Source organism: Mesorhizobium sp. 1M-11 (assembly GCF_001303895.1).
Taxonomy (GTDB): domain Bacteria; phylum Pseudomonadota; class Alphaproteobacteria; order Rhizobiales; family Rhizobiaceae; genus Mesorhizobium.
This window is the reverse complement of the sequence record NZ_LJSD01000075.1, coordinates 366,046-390,951: the sequence shown is the minus strand read 5'-3', so window position 1 is coordinate 390,951 and position 24,906 is coordinate 366,046. Positions and strand designations below refer to the sequence as shown.

The window sequence follows — 24,906 nt, the reverse complement described above, 5'->3', positions numbered from 1 at the left end:
TTGATATCCTGTCTTGGCCCACTATCAAGTCAACAGAGCGGTTCGCCTGTCGAGCAGCCGCCAAAACGCCAAACGCCGGGGAGACGAATGGCGATGACCTTTCAAAGACAACAGCCTGGGATTCTGGGTCAAAAGCCTTCGTTTCGGTTCGACGGCGATGGCACCCTGGCGCGGATAGGCCTCATCTACATGGCCTCCAGCGTCGTCATGGAATCCGAGATGTGGGCGATGGCGGCCGAAGGCGTTTCCATCCACACCACACGCATCAAACTGCCGAAAGTCACCGTCGAAGGTATCGAGCAGATGATGAATGCTCCCCAACTCGAGGAAGCGGCAGGGCTTCTCGGTTCGGCGCCGATCGACGTGTTGTGTTTTGGCGGCACCAGCGCTTCGTTCCTGCACGGTACGGCCTACGATGTCGCCCTCACCGAGAAGCTCAGGAATTGGGCGCCGGGCAAGAAGATCAACACCGCCTCGACAGCCACGCTCGCAGCACTTGCCGCCGTGGAGGCGGGGCCTGTCGCGCTCGCCACGCCCTATGTGGACGGAGTACACCAGCGCGCCATCCGCTTCCTGGAAGAGAACGGCCACAAGGTGGTGCGTCATCGCAATCTCGGGATCGACAAGGACACCGAGCTTGCCGAAGTGCGGCTGGAAGAGCTTTACGATCTGGTCTGTTCGGTCGATCATCCCGACGCCACGGCGATCTTCATCAGCTGCACGAATTTCCGCAGCGTCGGCGCCATCGAGGCATTGGAAGCCGCCTTGGGCAAACCCGTCATTTCTGCGATACAGGCGTCCTTCTGGCATTGCCTGAAGATCGCCGACGTGAGGGGCGCAAAGCCCGGCTATGGCCGCCTGCTGCACGACGTGGTTGCCGAGCGGGCGCATCCATGACCCAGCAATCCCTCGCACAGTCCATGCCCGAGACCGGCGACTATGGCGCCGTCCTGTTCTACAGCGAATTCGACGATCCCAAGGCATGGGGAGATGCGCTGAAATCAAATCTCCCGGGACTGGATTTCCGTGTCTATCCGGATGTCGGCAATCCTGACGACATCCGTCACGTGCTTGCCTGGAAAGCGTTCCCCGGATTCTTCGAGCCGTTTCGCAACATCGCCCAGGTCGTCAACCTGGGTGCCGGTATCGACGCCCTTGTCGGCCGCACCGATCTGCCTGACGTGCCGATCTCGCGGCTCTCGGATCCTGGCATGATCGCGCTGATGAGAAGCTACGTGCTTTTTTCGGTCATCCGCTATGCGCGCGATATTCCTGCCTTCGAACAGGCGCAGCGCCGGCATGAATGGCATTACATCCATCCGCGTCCGCTCGATACCATCAAGGTGGGGATCCTGGGATTGGGACATCTCGGCTCCGCCGTGGCCCGTGGCCTCGCCGATGTCGGATTCGACGTCAGCGGCTGGGACGTCGCGCCCAAATCGATAACGGATGTGCGTTGCTTCGGGCTCGATCAGAAGCAGGATTTCCTGGGCGAGCTGGAGATCCTGGTCAACATGATGCCGCTGACGCCGGCGACCGCCGGCATGATCAATGCGGATCTGTTCAATGCGCTGCCGCAGGGGGCCAAGTTCGTGAACGCGTCGCGCGGTCACGTCGTCGACGAACCGGCTCTGATCGAAGCACTGCGTTCCGGGCAGATCGGCGGCGCCACGCTCGATGTCTTCCATGTCGAGCCGCTGCCTGAGAATCATCCGTTCTGGAGCATGGAGAATGTGCTCATAACGCCGCATCTCGCCAGCATCACGGTGCCGGAAGCGGCAGCCCGCGACGTCGCTGAAAGCATACGGCGCGTGAGTGCCGGTGGCGAGCCGCTGCATCGGGTCGATCCGCGGCGCGGTTATTAGACTGGTGCCATAGAGCCGGCGAAGACCGGCGATGGCTCAGCATCGAATTTCCGCCTTCCCGGGAGAAGGCGGAGCGAGGGCAGGAAGGGCCCTCGCGTCCAGACATGGCAAAGCGTGATGGACATTGTCCCGGATGAGGGAACAAAAACAAGGAAGAAAGACAATGATCAGTTCAGTTCATGCCTTCGGGCTCGCGGCCGCTATGCTTCTGGCTGCCGGCGGCTATGCCTCTTCTGCGGAAAAATTGATCCTCGGCAACGAGGGCAGCTATCCTCCTTTCAGCATGGTCGACGCCAGCGGCAAGCTGACCGGCTTCGAACCCGAGCTGGCGCGCGAGATGTGCAAGCGCATGGAGACCGAATGCGAGCTCGTCGTCCTGGACTTCAAGGGGCTCATTCCGGCGCTGCTTCAGAACAAGCTGGATGCGGTCGCGACCCAGACCAAGCCTCTGCCTGAGCGCAAGGCCAAGGTTCTCTTCGGTCGGCCGATCCTGTTCAATCCGGACAGCTATGTGGTCAAGGAAGACACCAACTATACCTTCACGAAGGAAGGCCTGAAGGGTGTGAAGATCGGTCTGCAGCGTGGGTCGGCGCAGGCCAAATATATCGCCGAACATTTCGGCGATGCCGTGGAGACCGTATTCTACGACAATCCCGACCAGATCCGCCTCGACCTCGCCAGCGGTCGCCTCGACATGAGCCTCGGTCCGAAGATCAGCTGGACACTCGAATTCCTGAACAAGCCGGCGGGCAAGGGGTGGAAATTCGCCGGTGGCGATTTGTGGACCGGCGGCGGAGAGCAGGGGTCGAGCTGGATTGCCCGCAAGGACAGCCAGGAACTCCTGGACCGCATGAACAAGACCGTCGATTCCATCGTGGCCGACTGCACGTTCACGAAGCTGCGCAAGCAGTTCATGGAGGTGGTGCTGCTTCCAGAGGAAAAAGCCTGCATGTGACGCATGGCGTGTGGGCGCAAAGCCGTTTCAGGCTGGGCGCCCATCAGTCCAATCGGGGAGGATGGCGACCATGCCTGAGATGGGTTTTGTGCAGCAATTGGGCATTGGCGCCCTCATGACCATCAAGGTCGCGGTCCTCTCCTATCTGCTGGCGCTCGCCATCGGGACCGCGTTCGCTCTCGTCACGCTCAGGCGCCGCCTGGTGGTCGGCTTCATCTGGCAGGTCTACGCATCGATCTTTACCGGGGTGCCGTCGCTGCTTGTGGCATTCCTGTTCTTCTATGCAGGCTCCGGCATCGTCGCCAGCCTGGCCTCGCTGGTCGGCCTTACGGTTACGGTCGACATTTCGCCATTTGCCGCGGCCGTGGCCGCGCTCGGAATGGTCTATGGCGCCTATCTGGCCGACCTGATCCGCTCCGCGATCCAGAACGTACCGCCGGGGCAATTCGAGGCGGCAAAGGTCCTTCTCGTACCGCAACCGGCCACATGGCTGCTGGTGATACTCCCGCAGGTGCTGAGGCTGGCACTTCCCGGCATGACCAACATGTGGATCGTCGTGATGAAGGATACGGCGCTGATCTCGCTGATCGGGCTGAAGGAGATCATGGCCTACGCCAAGCTGGCCTCCGGCGTCACCAAGGAGCCATTCATCTACTATGTGCTGGCCTCCGTCTTCTTCCTCGGCATGACCTGGCTGACCTATTTCGTATCACGCCGCATCGAGAGCTGGTCCGAGCGTGGTTACAAGCCAGTCGTGAAGCAGGAGCCGGCCCATGCATTATGATCCGGTCCTTGCCTGGGAAAGCATGCCGACGCTGCTTGCGGGTACGGCGACGACCTTCGCGGTGCTGCTGCCTGTGCTCGTCCTGGGACTGCTGCTCGCCTTGCCTGTCGCATTGATGCGTCTGGAGAGAGGGGGCAAGGCGGTGTTTGCCGCCAGCTACATCGCCTTCTTTCGCGGCGTACCCAGCCTCGTCCTGCTTTATCTGGTCTATAGCGGGCTGCCCCAACTCTCGGTCGTGCGTGACACGTTCCTGTGGACCGTGTTTTCCAACGCCTATTTCTGCGCCTGGGTAGGGCTGACGCTTACCCATTCGGGCTATATGGCCGAGATCATTCGTGGCGGCCTTGCCGCCGTGCCTCCAGGCGTCGTCGAGGCGGCGACGGCACTTGGCCTGAGCCCGAGGCAGGCCCTGTTCAGGCTTCGTCTGCCCATGGCTGCCCGCTATGTGCTGAAGGCCTACCAGAATGAACTGCTGATCATGGTCAAGAGTACCTCCGCGGTGAGCGCCATCACCCTGGTCGACCTCACGGCCGCAGCCAATACGGTGTTCGACTATACCTACGACCCGTTCACGCCTCTGGTGACGGCCGCAGCGATCTACTGGTGCATCGTCAATATCATGCGCATCGGCTTCACCATGGCCGACCGCAAGCTGAACCGTCATCTCGCAAGAGGCTGAGCCCCTGCGGCATGGCCCGGAAAAGGATTGATCCCATGAATGCGGTTACGCAGATCGCAGTGCCCTCGCCGGTCCGCCGGGAAACGCCGGCGGCAGTCGCGATCTCCATCCGGAAGCTCAACAAATTCTATGGCGGCTTTCAGGCCCTGCGCGATATCGACCTCGAGGTCGGGCAAGGGGAGATCGTCATTTTGTGTGGCCCATCCGGATCGGGCAAATCCAGTTTGATCCGTTGCATCAATCACCTGGAGCAGCACAACTCCGGCACCATTCGTGTCAACGGCACGGAACTGACGCACAAGGCAAGCGACGTTGCCCAGGTCCGACGACAGCTCGGAATGGTCTTCCAGGGCTTCAACCTGTTCCCGCACATGACTGTGCTGGCCAATTGCACTTTCGCGCTGCGTCTCGCCCTGCGCTTGCCGGCGGCTGAAGCGAATGACATCGCGCGCGAATATCTCGCGAGAGTGAACGTGCAGGACCAGGCCGCCAAATACCCTTCCGAGCTGTCAGGTGGCCAGCAGCAGCGTGTGGCGATCGCTCGCGCATTGTGCCTAAAGCCTTCGATCATGCTCTTTGACGAACCGACCTCGGCGCTCGATCCGGAATCGGTCGGCTCGGTCCTGCGGATCATGGAAGATCTCGCGGCCACCGGCATCACCATGGTGTGCGTGACGCATGAGATGGGCTTTGCCCGCCGTGTCGCTGACCGCTGCGTTTTCATGGAGAAAGGCGAGATCGTCGAGGAGGGGACGAGCGATCGCTTCTTCAGCGCACCGTCCACCGCGCGCCTCAAGGCCTTCCTCCAGCAGGTTTTGTAACGACAGGGAGCCCTGGTTCCTGGAAGCCGTTCTGAAACTTCCACATGGGCAAAAAAATAGCCGCTTCCTTGCGAGGAGCATTGCTCCAGCCAAGAAGCGGCCAGTCGCGGCGGCACCAGCAGTGCGCGCCGCTCGCCTATGCCGGTTAAGCCAGAACGGCCTCCGGCGTTTTGCCCACGAGCGCGAAATAGCTCGCACGATCGGTTGCCCCTTCGGTGTTGAAAAACAGCAGGCGCGATTGGGATGTGATGCCGAGCGTTTCCATCTCCTCCGCGCTCCTTGCCGTGTGCAGGAATGCGGCAAGACCGGCGCCACCGCTTTCACCGGCAACGATCGCCGGATCGCTGTCGACGGGCTGCGCAAGCCGCTGCATGGCGTTCACGGCATCGACTTCATCGATCGTGATGACCGCATCGGCCTTGCGCGACAGGATCGACCAGGCTTTGAGCGATGGCTCATAGCATTCCAGCATCGCCATGATGGTCGGCTCGCCATGCTCGACCTTCCTGAGCGCTCCGGCCTGCATGCTCTCGAAGATGCAAGCCGCTCGCGTCGGTTCCACCACGACCAGCTTTGGCCGTTGCGCTCCATAAACAATGTCGAAGTGACCCGCGACCGCAGCTGCCAGCCCGCCTACGCCGGCCTGCACGAAAACATGGGTCGGCGGCTGCGGCAGCTCCCGCAGCACTTCCTTCAGCATGGCTGTATAGCCCTGCATGACAAGGCCTGGGATGCGCTCATAGCCGGGCCATGACGTGTCCGACAAAACGGTCCAGCCATTCTCCGTGCAGACGCGTTCGGCTTCCTTGACCGAGTCGTCATAGGTGCCTTCGACGCGGATGATATCGGCCCCGAACTGCGCAATCGCGGCAACGCGTTCGTCGCTGACCCCCGAATGCACGAAGATGACCGAACGCGCTCCGACCATCTTGGCGCCGGCTGCAACCGATTTTCCGTGATTGCCGTCGGTGGCGCAGCCGAACGTCAGCGTCTTGGAGATTTCACGCACGGCAGCGTTCTCGAGATCGACGACATCGAGTTCCCGCTGCAGTTTGCGGGACGCTTCCTCGAGAACCAGCCGCACGACAGCATAGGATCCCCCGAGCGCCTTGAAACTACCGAGACCGAGGCGTTGGCTCTCGTCCTTCACGTGCACTGAAGCCACGCCGAAGCGTTTCGCCAGTCCTGGTAGCGAACGCAGCGGCGTTGCCTTGTGGTTCGGACGATAGGTAAGGAAGCGCTCGGTCAACTCCGCCGCCTGTGTGCCAAGCAACTCAGCGTCCGCGCTATCAAGCGCCTTGTTGTGATCGGGATGCGTATTCAGGATAAGCATGATGCACGTCTCGTGTTGGGTCTGCCTGCGGTCTGGTCGAGGCTATTGCGCGGGCAGTGCCTTGCCCGATGACAGTTCGTTGAAAGTCGAGAAGAATTGCCCCGCGAGCTTCTTCGAGGTCGAAACGATCAACCGGCTGCCGAGTTGCGCGATCTTGCCGCCTACATCGGCGCTTGCCTTGTAGGTGAGGATCGTCGTGTCGGGCCCCTCTTCGGCGAGATGGATGTCGGCGCCGCCCTTGGCGAAACCGGCGATGCCCCCCTTTCCTTCGCCGGCTATGGTGTAGGAAGTGGGGGGATTGATGTTGGACAGCGTCACTTCACCGGCAAAGCTGGCCTTGATCGGTCCGATCTTGAGAACCACGGTTGCTTTCATGCGACCGTCCGGCGTCTTCTCCAGAGCCTCGCAGCCGGGGATCGATGCTCGAAGGATATCGGGATCGTTGAGGTTCTCCCATACTTTGGCAATCGGCGCGGCGATCCGCTCCTCGCCCTCGATGACTAGAGACATAAGAATTCCTCCGCAGATGAAATGAGAGCGGGCGCAGGCGATCCTGTCGCCGGCGCTTCGCCGTTTGGATTGGTCCTACAGGGGGTGATGGATGCAGATGTTCTTGGTCTGCTGATAGGCAGCCAGTGCTTCCAATCCCTTTTCGCGGCCGTAGCCGGAGAGCTTGTAGCCCCCGAAGGGGAATTCGACATCCAGGCCCACCCCGAAGGAGTTGATCCAGACCTGGCCGACGCGGAGCTTGGCTCCCATGCCGAGCGCCTTGTCGATGTTGCTGGTGTGGATGCCGGCGACCAGGCCGAACGGAGAATCGTTGGCGCCATCCACGGCCTCATGCACGCTGTCGAAGGGAATGACGGTGAGGATCGGCCCGAAGATTTCCTCGCGCGCGATCCTCGCCGCGTTGGTCGCGCCGACGACGAGGCCGGGGCGCACGAAGGCGCCTTTGGCGAGTTCCGGGCTGGAGGGAAGGTCGGCACCAAGCAGAAGCTCACCTTCGGCCTTCGCCACCTCGTAGTAGCGCTCCACATCGCCGCGGTGCGCGGGGCTGATCAGCGGCCCCATGTCGGGATCGTCGATACCGGCGCCGAGCTTCATGCCGCTGATGCGCTGGTGCAGCCGCTCGACCACGGTGTCGTGGATCGACCTTTCCACGAACAGGCGCGTGCCGGCGTTGCAGACCTGGCCGCAATGGGTGAGGAAGCCTCCGGCAATGATCGGCAGCGCGCGATCGAGATCGGCGTCGGCAAGCAGGATCTGTGGAGATTTCCCGCCGAGCTCCATGTTGCACGGCACGGCATGCGAAGCCGCCGCCACCAGAACGCGTTCACCCGTCGGAACCGAACCGGTAAAGGTGATCTGATCGACGCCGCTGTGCCGGGCGAGCAGATCGCCCGCCAATGAGCCGCGTCCGTTGACGAGATTGACCAATCCTTCGGGCAGTCCCGCCTCACGGCAGATCTTGACGAATTCATAGGCGGTAACCGGTGTGTCGGCGGCCGGCTTGATGATGACCGCACAGCCTGCCGCCAGTGCCGGCGCGACGCCGCGGGCGATGAGCTGGAACGGATAGTTCCACGGTATGATGTGAAGGCTGACACCGATCGGCTCCTTGACCGTCCAGTCCGACCAGTCGGGACCGAGCGGGATCGAGGCGCCATGCAGCTTGTCGGCGGCGCCGCCATAGAACTCGAAGAAGCGGGCCGAGCAATCCACCTCCCAATAGGAATCGCGTAGCGGCTTGCCGCTGTCCTGGCTTTCCTTTCGCGCGATCTCCTCCCGGCGCTGGAGCATGAGTTCGCCGATGCGGTGCAGGATACGGCCGCGCTCGAATGGCCGCATGCGCCGCCAGGGCCCGTTATCGAATGCATTGCGTGCTGCCGCGACTGCCAGATCGACTTCCGCGGCACCTGCTCGCGCGAAGGTGGCGACGAGGGTGCCCGTGGCGGGGTCGCGGGTTTCCCCAATGCCATCGGAGCCTTCGTCCAACACTTTGCTGCCGACAACGATCGGAATGTGAGGGGTTGCGGTCATGGGATCTCCAGCGGGTGCATTTGGGTGTCGCTGGTCGAGTTGTATGCAAACTAAAAAAGATTGTCTACATGAATTGACAGAATGTTTACACGCTGGTAGCCAAAATGCATTCGAAAGAACATAACGAGCGAGGGCATATGCAGCTTGGTCTGGAGCGGAAACGAGCGCTGGTGACGGCCGCTTCCCGGGGATTAGGCCGCGCTTCCGCGCTTGCCCTGGCTGCGGAAGGCGCCAGTGTGGCGGTTGGCGGCCGCGACCGGGCTGCGATGGCCGAGCTCGTGCGCGAGCTCAAGGACGCCGGTGCGGCTTCGGCGATTGCTGTTCAGATGGACCTGACCGACCGCGCGACGTTGAAGCCCGCAGTGGAGGAAGTGGTCGCCGAATTCGGCGGGCTGGACATTTTCGTGGGCAACACCGGCGGCCCCGCTGCTGGCCCGTTCCTCAGCGTCTCACGCGAGGGCTGGGAGCACGCGCTCAACGAAAGCCTGCTGCCGATGGTCGACCTGTGCCATGCGGTCCTGCCGCACATGCAGGCGAACAGATGGGGCCGCATCATCTTCGTCACCACCGTCGGCGTGAAGATCGTGCAGCCGAACATGGTTCTGTCGGACTCCGTGCGGCTGGCAGTGGTCGGCCTCGCCAAGTCGCTGTCGATCGAGTTCGCCCATGAGGGCATCATGGTCAACTGCCTGTGTCCCGGTCCCTTCGCCACCGACCGCATGGAATATCTGGTCCAGTCGAGCATGGATCGCGACGGGTTGAGCCGTGCGGACGCCGAGGCGCTGTGGCTGCAGGAAGTCCCGGTCGGCAAGTTCGGCGATCCCAATGATTTCGGCGCCATCGTCGCCACGCTCGCGTCCGAGCGCGGCGGCTTCATCACCGGCACCGCGATCGCACTTGATGGAGGAAAGTCCCGTGCTTACTAAAACCCAGTCTGACAAGGCGCAGACCATGGATGGCGGTGCGGCCATCGTCGCCTGGCTGAAGTCGGCCGGCGTGAAGAACATCTTCTCGGTCTCGGGCGGCCCGATCAACTCCATCTATCGCGCCTGCGCGCACCAAGGCCTGCCGCTGATCCACACGCGCCACGAGGCGGCGGCCTGTTTCATGGCCGAGGCGCAATCGCGCGTGACCGGCAAGGCCGGGGCTGCGGTCGTCACGCTCGGCCCCGGTGTCACCAATGCCGTCACGCCGGGCATGGTCGCCATGCTTGCCGGCACGCCGATGATCATCGTCGGCGCCCAGGCGTCGACGAAATCGGCAGAGCGCGGCGCGGGTATGGCCTATGATGTGCTGCCGATCATGAAAGGCGTCACCAAATGGGCGGCGCGCTGCACCGATCCCAATCGGCTGCAGGAATATCTGGACATCGCCTGGCGCAAGATGTGGGCCGGCCGGCCCGGTCCCGTGTTCCTGGAGGTGCCGACCGACATCCTGTCGTCGCCGCTCCGCGAGGCGCCCGCTACCCGGCATCCGCTGATGCCCGGCCTGCCGGGGATCGCTGCCGGCGACGCCGATGCCGCGCGTGCCTTGCTTTCCGGCGCCAAGAAGCCGCTGTTGATTCTCGGCGACGAACTGTTCTGGAGCCGGTCCTCCCGAATTGCCGAGGCGGTGGAAAAGCATGGTCTCGCCTTTTCGACCCTGCGCCTGGCGCGCGGCATCGTCGATGAGCGCCATCCGCGCTGGATGGGGCCTGCCTACGCACCTTGCAACGCGACGCTGCGCACAGCGATGAAGGATGCGGATTGCATCGTGCTCCTTGGCCATCATTTCGAGTTCGATCTCGAATTCGGCGATGCTGTCGGCCCGCAGGCGCGGATCATCCAGGTCTGCTCCGACCAGGAACTGCTGCATCGCAATCGCCGCGCCGATCTCGCCATCGCGGCATCGCCCGCCGATTTCATCGACCTGCTCGCCGATATGCCGGAGCTCGGTTCCGACAAGGCATGGAGCGATGGCCTGGTCGCGGCATGGCGCGAGGAACATGCCGCTCAGCTTGGCGAGGGCGATGCCGCGGGCATGCATCCGCTCGCCGCCGTCGATGCGGTGAGTACAACCGCGCCGGAGAACACGATCTATGTGACGTCCCACGGCAACGTCGACTTCTGGGCCGATGCGCGGCTGCGCATCCCGGCACCCGGCCGCTACCTGCGCGCCGGCCAGTCGGGCGCGCTGGGCGCCGAGGTTCCTTATGGTGCCGGTGCCAGCTTCGCCGATCCGGATGCGCCGGTCGTGGTCTTTGTCGGCGACGGTGGCGTCGGTTTCCACGTCGCCGAGCTCGATACGGCGGAGCGTTACGGCCGCGCCTTCATCATCGTGGTGCTGGATGACGAATGCTGGGGCGCCATCGCGTTGCCGCAGGAGCAGAGTTTCGGCGAGACCTATGAGATGGGCCTGCCGCGCCGTGACTGGAGCAAGGTCGCGGAAGGTCTCGGTGGACGCGGGTATTTCGCGCGCGACGTCAAGGCCCTCTCGGAGGCCGTGGCGGACGCCATTGCCAGCGGCAAACCGGCCATCATCCAGGTGCCGGTTCGCAGCGTCATCAGCCCCTACATGGCTTACATTTCGTAGAAGCCAGGAAACCAAAAGGTACCGACATGAACATCTGGAAAAATGGTGCTGCTGCCGGCGTGACGCCACCGAACCACTTTGGCGGGCTGACCGTGCTGGACGTCGTGCCCTTCAAGGGTAGCAACTTTTCTGTGCAGGTCTCGAGGGCGCCGAAGGGCGGCGGTGGCGAAATGCACCATCATGACGACTGGTCGCAGCTTTTCTACCTGGTTCGCGGCGAGCTGACGTTCGACACGGGCAAGGAGCGTTTCACCTTGAAAGAGGGTGAGTCCGTTCTCTTCGAACCGGGTGATCCGCATTACACGATCAACGAGGCCGATCAGGAAGCTTCCTATCTGGTGATCACGGTGCAGCAGTAGCGGTTGTATACAATCGCTTCCGAGGTGCTTGCATAGTGTCTGGCGAGAATGCATCTAGGAAGGGCGAGAATCTGGGAGCAAACGTTGAGCGAAGTCATCGATGGGGCCAAGGAAGCCAGACCGTCCGCGGACAGCCTGGTTCGTATACTGGAAGACGATATCCTCAACGCCGTGCTGCGGCCGGGGGAACGTCTCGACGAGCAGTCGCTGGCGCGCCGCTTCGAAGTATCCCGCACGCCGATCCGCGAGGCACTGCGCCATCTGGCCTCCAGCGGCCTGGTGGATATCAAGAAGAATCAGGGTGCGACCGTCAAGCGACTGACGACGGGCGAGCTCATCGAGATGTTCCAGGTCATGGCCGAATATGAGGGCCTGTCGGCGCGGCTGTCGGCTCGCCGTATGACGAAGGAGGACGTCGTGGAGATGCGCAAGCTTCATGAGGAATGCGCTGCCATGGCCGAAAGGGAGGATTACGGCGGTTTCTATGAAACCAACAACATCTTCCACGACTCGATCTTCCGCGGCTCGCGCAACGTCTTCCTGCAGATGGAAAGCCGCAAGCTGCGCAATCGCCTGAACGTCTACCGCCGCCACATCACCACGCCGCGCAGCATGACGAAGTCGGCTTACGAGCATGGCCGCATCGTCGAAGCCGTCACGGCAGGCGATGCAGCGCAGGCGCATGATCTGATGCGCGAGCATGTCGACCTGCTGGCGGGTGCCGCCGCGGACGTCCTGCTCGCGCTGGAAGCCGAAGGCATCGAATAGAACCACTCGACCTGAAGGCGAGTTTGCCCGCGGCGCCCGGCCGCCGCGGGGTGGGGAGCTTTTGACCAAAGACCGGATGACGGTGAACCGTCGAGGAGGAAGCGATGAGTGACCTTTTTGCCAGGCAGGTGGTGGATGGCGCGGTGCACGCCAGAGCCGTGAAAGCGTTCGCCAAAACGGGGATAAGGCTGCCGAAGCTTGCCGAACTGGCATCGCCATCCATGATCGACGCGGCAACCCGCGAGGTCTTGCCCGACATAGACCCGGACACAGCCGACCCGTTCAACCTGTTCCGCGTTCATTGGTACAATGGTCCCGACCGCCGGCAAGCGGTCGAGACGCCGCAACATCTGGTTTTGTCCTCAGCGTTGACGGGGGTACCCGCCAAGATCGTCGTTGCAACGGGAGACCGTTTCCCGATGATCGCCGCGCACAAGGTCCTGGCGGCCTATGGCTGCCTGGTTCCCCGACTGGTGACGGGACAATTCGACCTCGACAACCAGCGCGCTGTCTGGCCGTCCACCGGAAACTACTGCCGCGGCGGCGTGGCGATATCGACGATCCTCGGCGCACGCAGTGTCGCCGTGTTGCCGGAAGGCATGAGCCCGGAGCGCTTCAACTGGCTCGAAAAGTGGATGGCCGATCCGGCCGATATTGTGCGCACGCCAGGCAGCGAAAGCAATCTGAAGGAGATCTACGACGCGTGCCACGAACTGGCGAAGGACAAGCGCAATGTCATCCTCAACCAGTTCAGCGAATACGGTAACTACGTTGCCCACAGGGCCGTGACCGGCCCCGCACTGGAGCACGTCTTTGCCACCGTCAACAAGGCCAGCGGAAACAGGCTCAAGGCCCGTGCCTTCGTGGCTGCCTCCGGTTCGTCGGGAACGTTGGCCGCCGGCGATCATCTGAAGCAAAGCCTCGGCTGCCAGATCGCAGTGGTGGAGGCAACCGAGTGCCCGACATTGCTCAACAACGGTTATGGCGAGCACAACATCCAGGGCATCGGCGACAAGCACGTGCCGCTGATCCACAATGTCTTCAACACCGATTATGTCGTCGGCGTCTCGGAGCGATCTCCCGACAGTCTGAATCTCCTGTTCAATCTTCCGGCCGGTCGGGATTACCTGCGTGGGCGCAAGGGGTTGTCGGATACAGAATTGGAAAGCTTTGGCCATCTCGGCCTGTCGTCGATCGCCAATATCGTCGCGGCGATCAAGCTGGCGAAATATCTCGACCTCGGTGAAGACGACGTCATCTTGACCGTCGCGACCGATGGCGCCGCCATGTATGAATCCCAACTGGACAAGGTGTTGAACGCGTCCTTCGACGGCGTGTTCGATCAACTCTCGGCAGCCGAAGTGTTTGGCGAGCATCTTGCCGGCGCGCGCACCGACGCGCTTCTTGAACTCACACGCACCGAACGCGAGCGTATCTTCAATCTGGGTTACTACACCTGGGTCGAGCAGCAGGGCGTTTCGCTCGAGGATTTCGCGCGCCGCCGCGACCAGTTGTTCTGGGATGGCCTGATGGCGATGGTGCCGGTGTGGGATGGGTTGATCGAGGAATTCAACGCCGCGGTGCAATCTGCCCGCAACTAGCCTTTGACGACAAGGTGAAAGATGAAAGGCCGGCGAAGCTTCGCCGGCCTTTTCGATGTTTCGATCAGACGAGGCTCAGACAGCTTCGCGGATATGCTGCGAAAGCTTCCACAGGGCATTGGTGTTCAGGGGCGTGCTGATCACGCCGACGCCCAGCGCGTTGGCGACGGCATTGGCGATGGCGGCTGCCGGACCGATGGCACCGCCTTCGCCCAGTCCCTTGGCACCGAGTGGCGTCAGCGGGGTCGGGGTTTCGATGTGATGGACTTCGATGTCCGGTATCTCCGGCGCTAGCGGCATCAGATAGTCGGCGAAATTGGTGGTCAGCGGCTGGCATTCGGCGTCATAGATGAAGTGCTCAAACATGGCCGAGCCGATACCCTGCACCACGCCGCCTCTTACCTGGCCGTCGACCACCAAAGGATTGAGGATGGTGCCGCAATCCTCGACCACGACGAAGCGGCGCAGCTTCATCTTGCCGGTGGTGACGTCGATCTCGACCACCGCTGCATGCACGGCATTTGAATAGCTGCCGTCGCGCGGACCGTCGAGACTCGCATGCGCTTCCAGGCCGGGCGTCATGCCCTCGGGAAGCTGGTCGACATTGCGCAAGGCTGCACGCGCGAGCTTGCGGATCTCGATGTGGTTTCCGGGATTGCCGCGTACCGACGCCTTGCCGTTTGCCAATTCGATCTGGTCGGCTTTGACCTGCAGCAGGTGCGCGGCGATGGCGCGCAACTTGTCAGCAAGTTTGGTTGCGGCGATGTGCACCGCACCTCCGCCGAGCGGACCGCCTCGGCTGCCCCAGGTGCCGACCGAATAGGGCGTCGTCAGGGTGTCGCCGTGGCGGACATAGATGTTTTCCGGCAGGATGCCGAGCGCATCGGCCGCCACCTGCGCCATCGTGGTCTCCAGGCCCTGGCCGTGGTTCTGCAGGCCAAGGTCGATGGTCGCTTCGCCATCCGGCGACATCTCCACACGGGCTGCGATATAGCCGGTTTCGATGGGTACACGGCGGCGGGTGAAGTCCGGCGTGCCATGGGCGGTCTGCTCGATGAAACAGGCGAAGCCGACGCCGATGCGCGTCGTTTCGGAGGCGCGCGAGGCCGTAGCGTCCACGATGTCTTTTGCGAGCAACCCGCGCATCTGCTCCAGCGATTGCGCGTAGGAGCCTTCGTCATAGGTGAAGCCGAGGACGTTCTTGTAGGGGAACTCCCGGACGATGTTCTTCAATCGGAGCTCGAACGGATCCATGCCGAGTTCGAGGGCGATGTCGTCCATCAGCCGTTCCTGCGAGAACACGGCGGAAGGGCGGGCGACACCGCGATAGGTGCCGATCGGGCATTTGTTGGTCGCCACGGCGCGGAACGTCGCCTCATAAGCCTTCAAGTCGTAAGGGCCGGGGAGCACCTTGCCGACCATGCCCGGCTCGCCGGCCGCGGTGAACGGAAAGGTCGAATAGGCACCGTTGTCGACGGTGATGTCCGCCTTGAGGCCGAGCAGACGGCCGTCCGCCGACACATAGGCCTCCAGCGTGTGTTCGTGATCGCGGGCATGAAGCGAGGCGACCAGGTGCTCGCGGCGGTCCTCGATCCATTTCACGGGGCGTCCGGTCTTCATGGCGAGCCAAGCCACCAGAACTTCATCGCCGAAAACCTGGCCCTTGATGCCGAAGCCGCCACCGACATCCGGTGCGACGACGCGGATGCGCGATTCCGGCAGGTTCAGCTCTTCAGCGATGTAGGTGCGCACCAGATGCGGCATCTGCGTCGACGACCATACCGTCAAAAGGCGATCGGCGGGATTGTAGTGGGCTACGACGCCGCGGCACTCCATCGGCACACCAGCCTGCCGCTGCGTACGATAGGTACGCTTGATGACATGCGCTGCGGCTGTCCTGGCCGCCTCGAGATCTCCGCCCTTCATTTGACGCTGCACGATGACGTTGCTCGTCCATCCGTCGAACAGCGGCGGCAGCGATGCATCGCGCGCCTGTTTCATCGTGCCGACAACGGGCAGGGAGTCGTATTCGACCATCACATGCTCGGCCGCGTCCTCGGCCTTGTAGGCGTCTTCGGCCAATACGACGGCAACAGGCTCGCCGACGAAGCGCACCTTGCCTTCGGCGAGCAGTGGCTGCTCGGAATACTGCATCTCGGGGTAGTCCTGATGCGCTTTCATCGACAGACCGGCGGTATGCTCGCCGGTGAAGACCCAGGTCGGATAGCCGATGTCGGCAAGGGCCGAGGAATCGATCCCGACGATGCGCGCATGCGCGATATCGGCGCGCACGAAATTGAGATGCAGCATGTTGGGCAGGCGGATGTCGTCGATATAGCGCGCCAGGCCCGACAGCAGCCTGATGTCCTCGAAACGCTGGATGCGTGCCCCGACGTGTCTGGGCTGTTCGGCTTTCATGTCAGGCGTTCTCCCCAAGGCCGCTTCCGATCGCTTTGCGCACTGCGGCCACGATGCCGTGATAGCCGGTGCAGCGGCAGATGTTCCCGCTCATCGCTTCGCGGATCTCGTCATTCTCGGGCATCCGCCTGCTGGCAATTGCCTCGTCGACGAAGGGCGCCAGCGTCATGATGAAACCCGGCGTGCAGTAGCCGCATTGCAGCCCGTGTTCGCTCTTGAAGGCCTGTTGCAACAGATGGTCGGCTGACGGACCGCCCATGGCCTCCACGGTCTTGATGGAAGAGCCGTCGCACTGCACGGCGAAGGTCAGGCAGGACAGCCTGGGTGTTTCGTCCAGGTGCACCGTGCAGCAGCCGCAGGCACCGTGAGCGCAACCGATATGCACGCCCGACAGGTCGAATTCCTGCCGCAGCACATCCGCCAGCAGACGGCGAGGTTCGACATCGAGCGTCTTGGTGACGCCATTCACTTCCAGCGTAATCTCGGTCATTTCTTTCCCAGCGCTCTGGTGCAGGCGGTCGTTATGGCGCGCTGCGTGAGTTGCGCGATCAGGCCGCGGCGGTAATCGGCGGAAGCGATGTGGTCGTCCACCGGGTCAATGGATTCGGCAAAGAGCTGGCCTGCTTCCTTGGCCTTCGGATCGATGAGTGGTTGGCCGGCCAGGAAATCTTCGATTTCGGGTGCCCGTATCGGAAAGAGGTCGGCGCCGCTGCAAACCATTGCGGCTTTCGTGACGGCAGAACCGTCGTGCTCCAGCGTGATTCCCACTGAAGCCGTTGCGAAGTCGCCGCTGCGCTCGCCGAGTTCGATGAAGCTGCCGGTCGAGGTCTCCGGTGGTAGCGGCAGCTCGACGGCCACCACCATCTCACCCGGTTCCAGCGCTGTCACATAAGCACTCAGGAAGAATTCCGTTGCCGGGATGCGGCGCTCGCCCGCGGTCGAGCGGACGACGATATCGGCGTCGTGGAGAACCGCCACGGCAGGCAGTTCTGCTGTCGGGTCGGCATGCGAGATGCTGCCGCCGATCGAACCGTTGCGGCGAATGGTGGGGTGACCGATGTAGTGGACGGCATCCAGAAAGGCGGGGAAGTGCCTGGCGATCAGCGGATTGCCGAAATAGGCCTCATGGCGGGTGAGCGCGCCGATGCGCAGTGTCTTGCCGAGGACTTCAATCCCGGCGATCGGCAATTTGTTGATGTCGACGAGATGACCCGGCCTTGCCAGTCGGAAGTTCATCATCGGCACCAGGCTCTGGCCGCCGGCGATCGGCCGCCCGTCGTCGCCAAACTGGCTCAGCAGTTCGAGCGCGTGCTCGAGCGACGTCGCGCGATGGTACTCAAATGACGCTGGCCTCATGGGCTCCCCCTTAACAACCACCGAGAATCCTGAAGGAGTACAGGTTCAGATCTCTCCAACTGGCACCTCCAAACCTCTCACGCAAGCTAGTTGCCACTCACGTTGTATGCAATAGAAAAAAAATTGTAGACAAAGAGACGACGCTCGCATTAGGCTTCGGGATGTCAGCGAACAATCGCGGGCGGAGGATTGAAGAATTTGCGTGGCCGATGGAACACGGCCGCCACGGGAGGAGATTGGAATGCGAGCTTTTGCACGAAGTTGCGGCTTGGCTTTGGGCCTCATGATGTTCGTGGGCGGCATCGCGCATGCCCAGGACGCCGTTACCCTGAAGATGGTGGGTGCCTGGTCGCCCGGCTTCTCGCCCACCGCCGAGGTAGGCAAGAACTTCATGGAGAACGTGAATCGCCTTGGCGAAGGCAAAGTCACGATAACCTATATCGGTTCAGACGACGTCTTGCCGCCATTCGATCAGCCCGAGGCCCTGGTCAACGGGGTATTCGACGTTTGGTACGGCGCCCCCAATTACTGGGCCGGCGTGGTGCCGGGCGGTGATATTACAGAACTGTCGCCGTTGACGATCCCCGATGGCGGCCCTGGTTCAGCGCTCTACGACTACATGGTCAAGCTCTACGCGGCGAAGGGCGTGCGTTACATCGGCCATGCCGCCGGCGATCCAGGCGAGGGCGCTCATTACGTTTCCACGAATTTCCCCGCCAAGTCGGTAGACGATCTCAAGGGCAAGAAGCTGCGCGTGGCTCCGTTGACCCGCCACTTCGTGCAAGCGGTTGGCGCTGAGTCCATCACATTGCCGCCGGGGGAAATCTTCCTGGCGATGGACCGCGGCACCGTCGATGGCTTCAGCTGGCCGGTGGCCGATGCCTTCACACGTTACAACTGGCAGACCGTCACCAAATACATGATCAATCAGCCCATGTATCGCAGCGGTGGCAGCGTTGCCATGAACCTCGACAAGTGGGACAGCCTGTCACCGGAAGTGCAGGACATCCTGCTCAAGGCGATCGCTGAAACGCAGAAATTCGCGCTCGACTGGTTCGACAAGAACCAGAAGGAGCAGCAGGCCATCATGATCAAGGATGGCATGAAGGTCCTGGATATCTCGCCCGAAGAATCTCAGCGCTGGACGAAGGTCGCCAACGACTCCCTCTGGGCCTACTACGAGTCGATCCTCGGCGCGGAACGGGTGGCTGAAGTCAAAGCCTTGTTTGCCGCCAAATAACAGCGCGGCCGACGGCGTCGATCGCGCCCGCCACCTGGTCGGGCGCGGTCAATCGAGGTCATGCGAGAGCCGCCGACCTCATGAAGCCAAATCGTCTCAAACACAAACAGTCAGGACACCCTCGTGAGCAAGCTCGAGCGCGCGTTCGATTTCATACTTAACTTCTTTGCCGTCATCTCGGCATTGCTGCTGATCGCCATGATGCTTTTGACCGTAATGAAGGTGGTGCTTCGGGCGCTGTTTCACCACGGTATACTGGGCATCGACCAGATCACCGGAACGATGATGGTCTACATCACGTTCCTTGCAGCCGCATGGGTGCTCCGCCGCGACGGTCACGTGACGGTCGATATCGTAGTCGCCAACCTGCGCCCTCAAACCCAACGCGTTGCGATGTTCTTCGGATCGCTTGTCGGTGCCGCCGTATGCCTTGTGCTGACATGGTTTGCGACCAAAGCGGTGCTGCTCTCATTGCATCGTGGAATCCTCATTGCGGCGGAGATCGAGATCCCACGGGCTGTCAATCTCGTCGTGATCCCCATTGGCTGTTTCCTGCTTGGCATCGAGTTCCTGCGACGGGCGGTGCGCTCCTATCGCGGCGAAGCCCTGCTCTCCGAAACACCTCGCCAGGAGGCTTGAAGACTATGGAATGGTGGCAATTTCTCCTGGCGTTTTTCCTTGGCCTCGGACTGTTCATGGTCATTGGCGTTCCGGTCGCGATCGCCTTTCTGCTCGTCAATCTGGCGGGCGTCTACTACCTGTGGGGGGGAGTCTCTGGCTTCAACCAGCTCGTCCTCAGCATCGACAGTTCGATCTCTACATTCGTCCTCGTGCCCGTGCCCATGTTCATTCTGATGGGCTCGATCATGTTCCACTCCGGCATCGCGCAACGAATGATCGAGGTGCTCGATCAATGGTTGGGCTTCGTCGCCGGCCGCCTTTCCGTCCTGGCGATCGGGGCGGGTGCCGTGCTGGGCACGCTTACGGGCATGGCCATGGGGTCCGTCGCCATGCTGGGCTCTACGCTGACACCCGAAATGGAAAAGCGCGGTTATGCAAAGGCGATGTCGATCGGCCCCATCCTGGCCAGCGGCGGCCTCGCCATTCTGATACCGCCGTCGACGCTGGCGATCGTGCTGGCGAGCCTGGGCGGGTTCTCGGTCGCGAAGATCCTCATCGGCATCATCGTGCCCGGTATCCTGCTGGCGATCCTCTGCATCGGTTACATCATCATCCGGGCGACGCTTCGCCCCGATGAGGCGCCAGCCTACGAGGCGCCTCGCGTGCCGATTGGCCAACGTCTGCATGACGCCACGCTCTATCTCGTGCCGCCGGTCTGCATCGTGGTAATGATCATCGGCCTGATATTCTTCGGCACGGCAACGCCGACCGAGGCTGCTGCGATCGGCACCTTCCTCACCTTCGTCCTGGCACTGCTCTATCGGAAATTGAACTGGGAGGTTCTGGTCAAGGGCGTGGGCTCTGCAACCATGCTGTCCGTGATGATCCTGATAATCCTCACGGGATCCGCCGCGTTCAGCCAGTTGCTGTCCTTTTCCGGGGCAACCAGCGCGATCACCAGTCTGGCCAACGACCTGCCGGTGCCGCCGCTGCTGGTGCTCATTATGATGCAGCTGATCGTCATGTTCCTGGGCATGTTCATCGAGCAGACCTCGATCGTGCTGGTAACGATCCCGATCTTCCTGCCGATTGTTCATCAGATGGGCTGGGATCCGATCTGGTTCGGCATCATCATGATGGTGAACCTGGAGATGGCGACGATCACGCCGCCCTTCGGTCTCTCGCTGTTTGTCATGAAGGGCATCGCCCCGCGCAACACGACGATGGGCGACATCTACCGCGCGGCCATCCCATTCATCCTGATCAACATCCTTCTCATGGCAATCATGATCGCGATGCCCGACTTGGTCCTTTGGCTGCCAAGCAAGATGAATTGACGGCGCTTCGTACCAGCACCCAAGAACATTGGAGTTCAAAATGACCAGCAAACGCCAAGCCGTCCTCGATACCATCGACAGGAACCGGGACAAGGCCATCCAGTTCCTGCAGAAGATGGTGTCGATTCCGAGCGTGACCGGCGACGAGGCCGCGATCCAGGCCTTCGTGTCGGACTACATGAACAAGATCGGCCTCGACGTCGACATGTGGGAGACGGACTGGGAAGAGCTGAAGAAGCATCCCGGATACCGACCGGTGGATCGGGGCTATGAAGGGCGTCCCAACATCGTGGGCACGCGCAAGGGTGCGGGCGGAGGCCGGTCGCTGCTGCTCAACGGACATACCGACGTGATCCCCGTCGGCAATGGCGAGGGGTGGAGCGACAATCCCTGGTCGGCCGCGATCAAGGATGGCCGTATCTATGGCCGCGGATCCTGCGACATGAAGAGCGGCGTCGCCAGCCATATCCTTGCCGTGGAGTTCCTCAAGGAAGCCGGCGTCGAGCTGAAAGGCGACGTCTATATAAACGTCGTCATCGACGAAGAGGTGAGCGGCCACGGCACGCTGGACACGGTGATCCGCGGTTACAAGGCCGACGCGGGCATCTCCGGTGAAACCAGCGATCTGGCGGTCCAGCCGGCCTGTATCGGGCGAATCTGGTTCCAGATCGACGTGCAGGGCAAACCTGCAGGGATCCAGCAACGCTATCTCGGCATCAGCGCCATCGATCTCGGCAACAAGATCGTCAAGGCCGTCCAGGAACTGGAAGACCACCGCGTCGCCACCGTCCGCCATCCGTTTTACCCGAATGCGCTGGACTCCCTGCCTTGCATCATCGGCAGCTTCCAGGCCGGTAACTACCCGAGCGCCTTCCCGGCCAGTGCCGTATTGAAAGGCAGCATCGGCACGGTTCCCGGCGAGGACCATGAGGGCGTCAAGCAGAGCCTCGTCGACAAGATCGCCGAGGTCGCGGCGCAGGACGAATGGATGCGCGACCACCCTCCGGTGGTGCGTTTCGTTGGCTATGACGCGCAGGCATCGGAAATCCCGCGCGACCATCCGATCGTCGAGCTGCTGTCGGAAACCTACCGATCGGTAGCTGGCAAGGATCCCGTCATCAGTGGACGCCAGGGCGCAGCCGATACCCGCTTCCTCAACGAGTATGGAGCGACGCCCACCGTGATCTTCGGCCCCGGCTCGACCGCGGTGATGCACGCAAACGACGAATATGTCTCGATCGACGACTACATGACCGCGATCAAGGTGATGGCGTTGTGCATCATGGATTGGTGCGGCGCCCAGGAGTGACAGCCGAGGACGGTGGTGGCGGCAGCCGGTCGGCTCGTCCGCAACCACCGCACGACGGGAGCTCTCTGCCCTCTCCCGGCTATTCGGCTTTCACGAAACGCGGGTCGAAGGTCTGGGCGAAGGCGATATTCGCGTTGGCAAGCTCCGGATCGAGCGTCTTGAGCATTTCCAGGAGACTTTTGAATCCTTCCTCGGCGATCAGGCCCTTTTCGGAGTACATGGCACGCGATTTTTCAAAAGCGGTCTTGTACAGGTCGCGGTCGCCCAGCAGGAATTCCTCCGGTACGGCATCGGCAACGTCGTCGGCAGATGCCTTGTGAATCCATGCGAGCGATTTGGTGAAAGCATTGACGACACGCTGGGTGGTGATCGGATTGGCGTCGATGAAGCTTTGCTGGAGATAGACAGTTGCGGCTGGATTCGTGCCACCGAAAAGCTGACGCGTGCCCTCCTCGGTCCGCGTGTCCAACAACAGCGTGATGTCGCCGTCGACCTCCAATCGGGTGATGACCGGGTCGAGGTGGACAAGAGCGGCGATCTCACCTTTCTTGACAGCGGCAACAGCGCTCGCACCACCGCCGACCCCGATGATCGAAGCGGCATCGGCCGATTGGCCGTTCTTGATCAACGCATATTGAAGCAGCAGTGCGGTGGAGGAACCGGGTGCCGTGACACCGACATTTTGACCCTTCAAGTCGGCAATCGTCTTGATCTCGTTTGCCAAGTCCTTGCGTACGCCGATGCAGATGCCAGGAAAGCGGCCGAGTTCGCAGACAGCCTTGATGTCCTGTCCCTTGTTCTGCATTCGGATCGTGTGTTCGTAGGCGCCGGTCACGATGTCCACTGACCCGCCGACCAAGGCCTGCAATGACTTTGCGCCGCCGCCGAAATCATTGATCGTCGCCTTGATGCCCTCTTCTTCGAAGAATCCTTTACGCTCTGCGATCGTCAGCGGCAGATAATAGAAAAGCGGTTTCCCACCGACGCCGAACATGAGTTCGGTTTTCTCAGGCGCAGCTGACGGGTCCTGTGCATGGGCCGGCAGGCGGGACACAACACTGGCAAGGCCAAAAGCAGCCGCTCCTTCCAACAGATTTCTGCGGGTGATCCTCATGGTCTTCCTCCTTGATAATTTCGGCGGTCAGATGGTGTTCTGCCCGGTCGCCTTCGGCCGCCAGACGAGCAAGCGTTCCTCGATGATTGTCACCCCCCAGTCGATCAGCAGCACGAAAGCGGTAAGCACCAGCATGCCTGCAAAAACACCTGTCACATCAAACACACCCTCGGCCTGGTGGATGAGATAACCGAGGCCTGCCGATGAACCGAGATATTCGCCAACCACCGCGCCGACGACCGCGAAGCCTACTGCCGTGTGCAGGCTTGAGAACATCCACGACAGTGCGGAGGGCAGATAGACGTTGCGCAGCAACTGGCGTTCATTCATGCCGAGCATCCGGGCATTGGCGAGCACGTTCTGATTGACCTCCTTCACGCCCTGATAGACGTTGAAGAAAACGATGAAAAAAACCAGCGATACGCCAAGTGCCACTTTCGACCAGATGCCAAGGCCAAGCCACAAAGCGAAAATAGGCGCCAGGACCACGCGTGGCAGCGAATTGGCGGCCTTGACATAAGGATCGAAGATGGCAGCGAGCACTGGTTTGCGGGCGAACCAGAAACCGATCAGCACGCCGCCGACCGCGCCGATGGCGAAAGCCAGAATGGCCTCCACCAGCGTAATGCCGAGATGATACCAGATGGTCCCTTCGGCAAACCATTTATAGGTTCGCAATGCCACATCGCCGGGCGTTGCGAAAAAGAATTTGGCTTTGGAGGGATTGCCGAACAGGTCCGTGGCTGTGAAGAGATGCCAGGCAATGATGACAAAGGCAGCGACGCCGAGCTGTGCCAGAAAGAGTACCGGCTTCTTCATTGGCGATCTCCGCTCGTCTGTCTGTAGCCCTTGAGAACCTCTTCCTTCAGTGCACCCCATATTTCGCGGTGAATATGATGGAACTGGGTATCGAGGCGTATCTCCGAGATTTCGCGCGGCCGGCTGAGCGGAATACGGTATTCGGCCATGATGCGCGCACGCGGGCCGGCGGACATGATCACGACCCGGTCGGCAAGCGCGATGGCTTCCTCCAGGTCGTGCGTAACGAATATGACCGCCTTCTTGTCTTGGGACCATAGATCGAGAAGGAGATCGCCCATGATGACTCGCGTCTGCGCATCGAGCGGACCGAACGGCTCATCCATCAAGAGGTATTTCGGATTGCGGATCAGCACCTGCGCGAGGCCGACGCGCTTGCGCTGACCGCCGGAAAGCATATGCGGATAACGATCGCCGAAATTTCCCAATCCGACTTTCTCCAACCATCCTCGTGCCTGCTCGCGAGCCTGCCTCTTGGGCACTCCGGCGATCTCCAGGCCGATCGCGACATTCTCGATCACCGTTTTCCACGGCATGAGAGCATCTTGCTGAAAGAGGTAACCTGCCTTGCGGTTGAGACCCTGCAAGCGCTGGCCACCAATTTCCACGGTGCCGCTGGCGGGAACGAGAAGACCGGCCACGGCATTGAGCAAGGTCGATTTTCCGCAACCCGTCGGGCCGACGATGGCAACGAATTCGTTCTCGGCGATTTTGAGATTGCTTTCCGCGACAGCGTCAAATCGACCGCCGTTGGCAAGCTTGAATGAGATCTGGATGTCCTTGAGTTCGATCACCGTTCCGTGGGATCGGTTCGGCTGAGCGATTTCTAGACGGGTGTTACTCATTGTCCTTTTCGCTCCAGGGCATTGTGATTTCGCTTCGCGGCACGGTTCATGGTCACATCTCAAAAATTTGC

24 protein-coding genes are annotated in these 24,906 nt (G+C 61.6%); 15 read left to right on the top strand and 9 right to left on the bottom strand.

Features of this window, described 5'->3' with window-relative positions; all coding sequences use genetic code 11:
* The first annotated feature begins 87 nt into the window (after window positions 1-87).
* From AO692_RS31320 to AO692_RS31295, 6 genes are all read left to right on the top strand, one after another.
* On the top strand, window positions 88-897 hold the full coding sequence (locus tag AO692_RS31320; protein WP_244483563.1) for an Asp/Glu racemase: 810 nt from the start codon (window positions 88-90) through the stop codon (window positions 895-897).
* Window positions 894-1,865 carry a glyoxylate/hydroxypyruvate reductase A gene (locus AO692_RS31315; RefSeq protein ID WP_244483562.1) on the top strand — a complete coding sequence of 324 codons (972 nt, stop codon included), beginning with the start codon at window positions 894-896 and terminating at the stop codon, window positions 1,863-1,865. Before AO692_RS31320 ends, AO692_RS31315 begins: the two co-directional genes overlap by 4 nt.
* 163 nt (window positions 1,866-2,028) lie before the next feature.
* Entirely contained in the window at window positions 2,029-2,820 is a 792-nt protein-coding gene (locus tag AO692_RS31310) for a transporter substrate-binding domain-containing protein (RefSeq protein ID WP_054313917.1), read from the top strand.
* 70 nt (window positions 2,821-2,890) lie between these two features.
* The gene (locus AO692_RS31305) at window positions 2,891-3,604 is read left to right on the top strand and encodes an ABC transporter permease subunit (RefSeq protein WP_054313977.1); all 714 of its coding nucleotides are present in this window, start codon (window positions 2,891-2,893) and stop codon (window positions 3,602-3,604) included.
* On the top strand, window positions 3,594-4,283 hold the full coding sequence (locus AO692_RS31300; RefSeq protein ID WP_054313916.1) for an ABC transporter permease subunit: 690 nt from the start codon (window positions 3,594-3,596) through the stop codon (window positions 4,281-4,283). The genes AO692_RS31305 and AO692_RS31300 overlap by 11 nt, the downstream gene beginning before the upstream one ends.
* 35 nt (window positions 4,284-4,318) lie before the next feature.
* Complete coding sequence (locus AO692_RS31295; protein WP_082407694.1) at window positions 4,319-5,104, top strand: amino acid ABC transporter ATP-binding protein; 786 nt, start codon at window positions 4,319-4,321, stop codon at window positions 5,102-5,104.
* Window positions 5,105-5,249: 145 nt separating this feature from the next.
* Here the strand turns inward: AO692_RS31295 and AO692_RS31290 are convergent, their stop codons facing one another.
* The 3 genes from AO692_RS31290 to AO692_RS31280 all read right to left on the bottom strand — a co-directional run bounded on the left by AO692_RS31290 (window position 5,250) and on the right by AO692_RS31280 (window position 8,477).
* Window positions 5,250-6,437, bottom strand: coding sequence for a diaminopropionate ammonia-lyase (locus AO692_RS31290; RefSeq protein WP_054313915.1), 1,188 nt, complete (start codon window positions 6,435-6,437; stop codon window positions 5,250-5,252).
* A gap of 42 nt (window positions 6,438-6,479) precedes the next feature.
* Window positions 6,480-6,947, bottom strand: a complete 468-nt coding sequence (locus AO692_RS31285; RefSeq protein ID WP_054313914.1) for a carbon monoxide dehydrogenase subunit G — start codon at window positions 6,945-6,947, stop codon at window positions 6,480-6,482.
* Between the two features lie 75 nt (window positions 6,948-7,022).
* Window positions 7,023-8,477, bottom strand: coding sequence for an aldehyde dehydrogenase family protein (locus AO692_RS31280; protein ID WP_054313913.1), 1,455 nt, complete (start codon window positions 8,475-8,477; stop codon window positions 7,023-7,025).
* Between the two features lie 137 nt (window positions 8,478-8,614).
* On the opposite strand from AO692_RS31280, the gene AO692_RS31275 reads away from it, so the two are divergent.
* The 5 genes from AO692_RS31275 to AO692_RS31255 all read left to right on the top strand — a co-directional run bounded on the left by AO692_RS31275 (window position 8,615) and on the right by AO692_RS31255 (window position 13,776).
* Complete coding sequence (locus AO692_RS31275) at window positions 8,615-9,403, top strand: SDR family oxidoreductase (protein ID WP_054313912.1); 789 nt, start codon at window positions 8,615-8,617, stop codon at window positions 9,401-9,403.
* Window positions 9,393-11,048 (top strand): thiamine pyrophosphate-binding protein, encoded by a 1,656-nt coding sequence (locus AO692_RS31270; protein ID WP_161808156.1) that lies wholly within the window; start codon window positions 9,393-9,395, stop codon window positions 11,046-11,048. Before AO692_RS31275 ends, AO692_RS31270 begins: the two co-directional genes overlap by 11 nt.
* 26 nt (window positions 11,049-11,074) lie before the next feature.
* Window positions 11,075-11,407 carry a cupin domain-containing protein gene (locus AO692_RS31265; protein WP_054313910.1) on the top strand — a complete coding sequence of 111 codons (333 nt, stop codon included), beginning with the start codon at window positions 11,075-11,077 and terminating at the stop codon, window positions 11,405-11,407.
* Window positions 11,408-11,491: 84 nt separating this feature from the next.
* Window positions 11,492-12,175 carry a GntR family transcriptional regulator gene (locus AO692_RS31260; protein WP_054313909.1) on the top strand — a complete coding sequence of 228 codons (684 nt, stop codon included), beginning with the start codon at window positions 11,492-11,494 and terminating at the stop codon, window positions 12,173-12,175.
* A 104-nt stretch (window positions 12,176-12,279) separates the two neighbouring features.
* The gene (locus tag AO692_RS31255; RefSeq protein WP_054313908.1) at window positions 12,280-13,776 is read left to right on the top strand and encodes a pyridoxal-phosphate dependent enzyme; all 1,497 of its coding nucleotides are present in this window, start codon (window positions 12,280-12,282) and stop codon (window positions 13,774-13,776) included.
* 75 nt (window positions 13,777-13,851) lie between these two features.
* On the opposite strand, the gene AO692_RS31250 is transcribed toward AO692_RS31255, so the two are convergent.
* Genes AO692_RS31250 through AO692_RS31240 form a run of 3 tightly spaced genes read right to left on the bottom strand, consistent with a single transcriptional unit; the run spans window position 13,852 to window position 17,550 of the window.
* The gene (locus AO692_RS31250) at window positions 13,852-16,194 is read right to left on the bottom strand and encodes a xanthine dehydrogenase family protein molybdopterin-binding subunit (protein ID WP_054313907.1); all 2,343 of its coding nucleotides are present in this window, start codon (window positions 16,192-16,194) and stop codon (window positions 13,852-13,854) included.
* 1 nt (window position 16,195) lies between these two features.
* A complete protein-coding gene (locus tag AO692_RS31245) occupies window positions 16,196-16,684 on the bottom strand; it encodes a (2Fe-2S)-binding protein (RefSeq protein WP_054313906.1) in 489 nt (162 codons plus the stop codon).
* Entirely contained in the window at window positions 16,681-17,550 is an 870-nt protein-coding gene (locus AO692_RS31240) for a xanthine dehydrogenase family protein subunit M (RefSeq protein ID WP_054313905.1), read from the bottom strand. The genes AO692_RS31245 and AO692_RS31240 overlap by 4 nt, the downstream gene beginning before the upstream one ends.
* Window positions 17,551-17,833: 283 nt before the next feature.
* Between AO692_RS31240 and dctP the strand changes: the two genes are divergently transcribed.
* The 4 genes from dctP (at window position 17,834) to AO692_RS31220 (ending at window position 22,057) form a co-directional block, all read left to right on the top strand.
* A complete protein-coding gene (gene dctP, locus AO692_RS31235) occupies window positions 17,834-18,790 on the top strand; it encodes a TRAP transporter substrate-binding protein DctP (protein WP_210168310.1) in 957 nt (318 codons plus the stop codon).
* A 123-nt stretch (window positions 18,791-18,913) separates the two neighbouring features.
* Window positions 18,914-19,429, top strand: a complete 516-nt coding sequence (locus tag AO692_RS31230; protein WP_054313903.1) for a TRAP transporter small permease — start codon at window positions 18,914-18,916, stop codon at window positions 19,427-19,429.
* A 5-nt stretch (window positions 19,430-19,434) separates the two neighbouring features.
* Entirely contained in the window at window positions 19,435-20,748 is a 1,314-nt protein-coding gene (locus AO692_RS31225) for a TRAP transporter large permease subunit (protein WP_054313902.1), read from the top strand.
* A 40-nt stretch (window positions 20,749-20,788) separates the two neighbouring features.
* Entirely contained in the window at window positions 20,789-22,057 is a 1,269-nt protein-coding gene (locus tag AO692_RS31220; RefSeq protein ID WP_054313901.1) for an ArgE/DapE family deacylase, read from the top strand.
* A 79-nt stretch (window positions 22,058-22,136) separates the two neighbouring features.
* Here the strand turns inward: AO692_RS31220 and AO692_RS31215 are convergent, their stop codons facing one another.
* The 3 genes from AO692_RS31215 to AO692_RS31205 are packed head-to-tail and all read right to left on the bottom strand — an operon-like array spanning window position 22,137 to window position 24,835.
* Entirely contained in the window at window positions 22,137-23,171 is a 1,035-nt protein-coding gene (locus AO692_RS31215; protein WP_054313900.1) for an ABC transporter substrate-binding protein, read from the bottom strand.
* Between the two features lie 27 nt (window positions 23,172-23,198).
* Window positions 23,199-23,990: an ABC transporter permease gene (locus AO692_RS31210; protein ID WP_054313899.1), complete on the bottom strand. Its 792-nt coding sequence runs from the start codon at window positions 23,988-23,990 to the stop codon at window positions 23,199-23,201.
* Window positions 23,987-24,835: an ABC transporter ATP-binding protein gene (locus AO692_RS31205; RefSeq protein WP_054313898.1), complete on the bottom strand. Its 849-nt coding sequence runs from the start codon at window positions 24,833-24,835 to the stop codon at window positions 23,987-23,989. The genes AO692_RS31210 and AO692_RS31205 overlap by 4 nt, the downstream gene beginning before the upstream one ends.
* Window positions 24,836-24,906 lie beyond the last annotated feature (71 nt).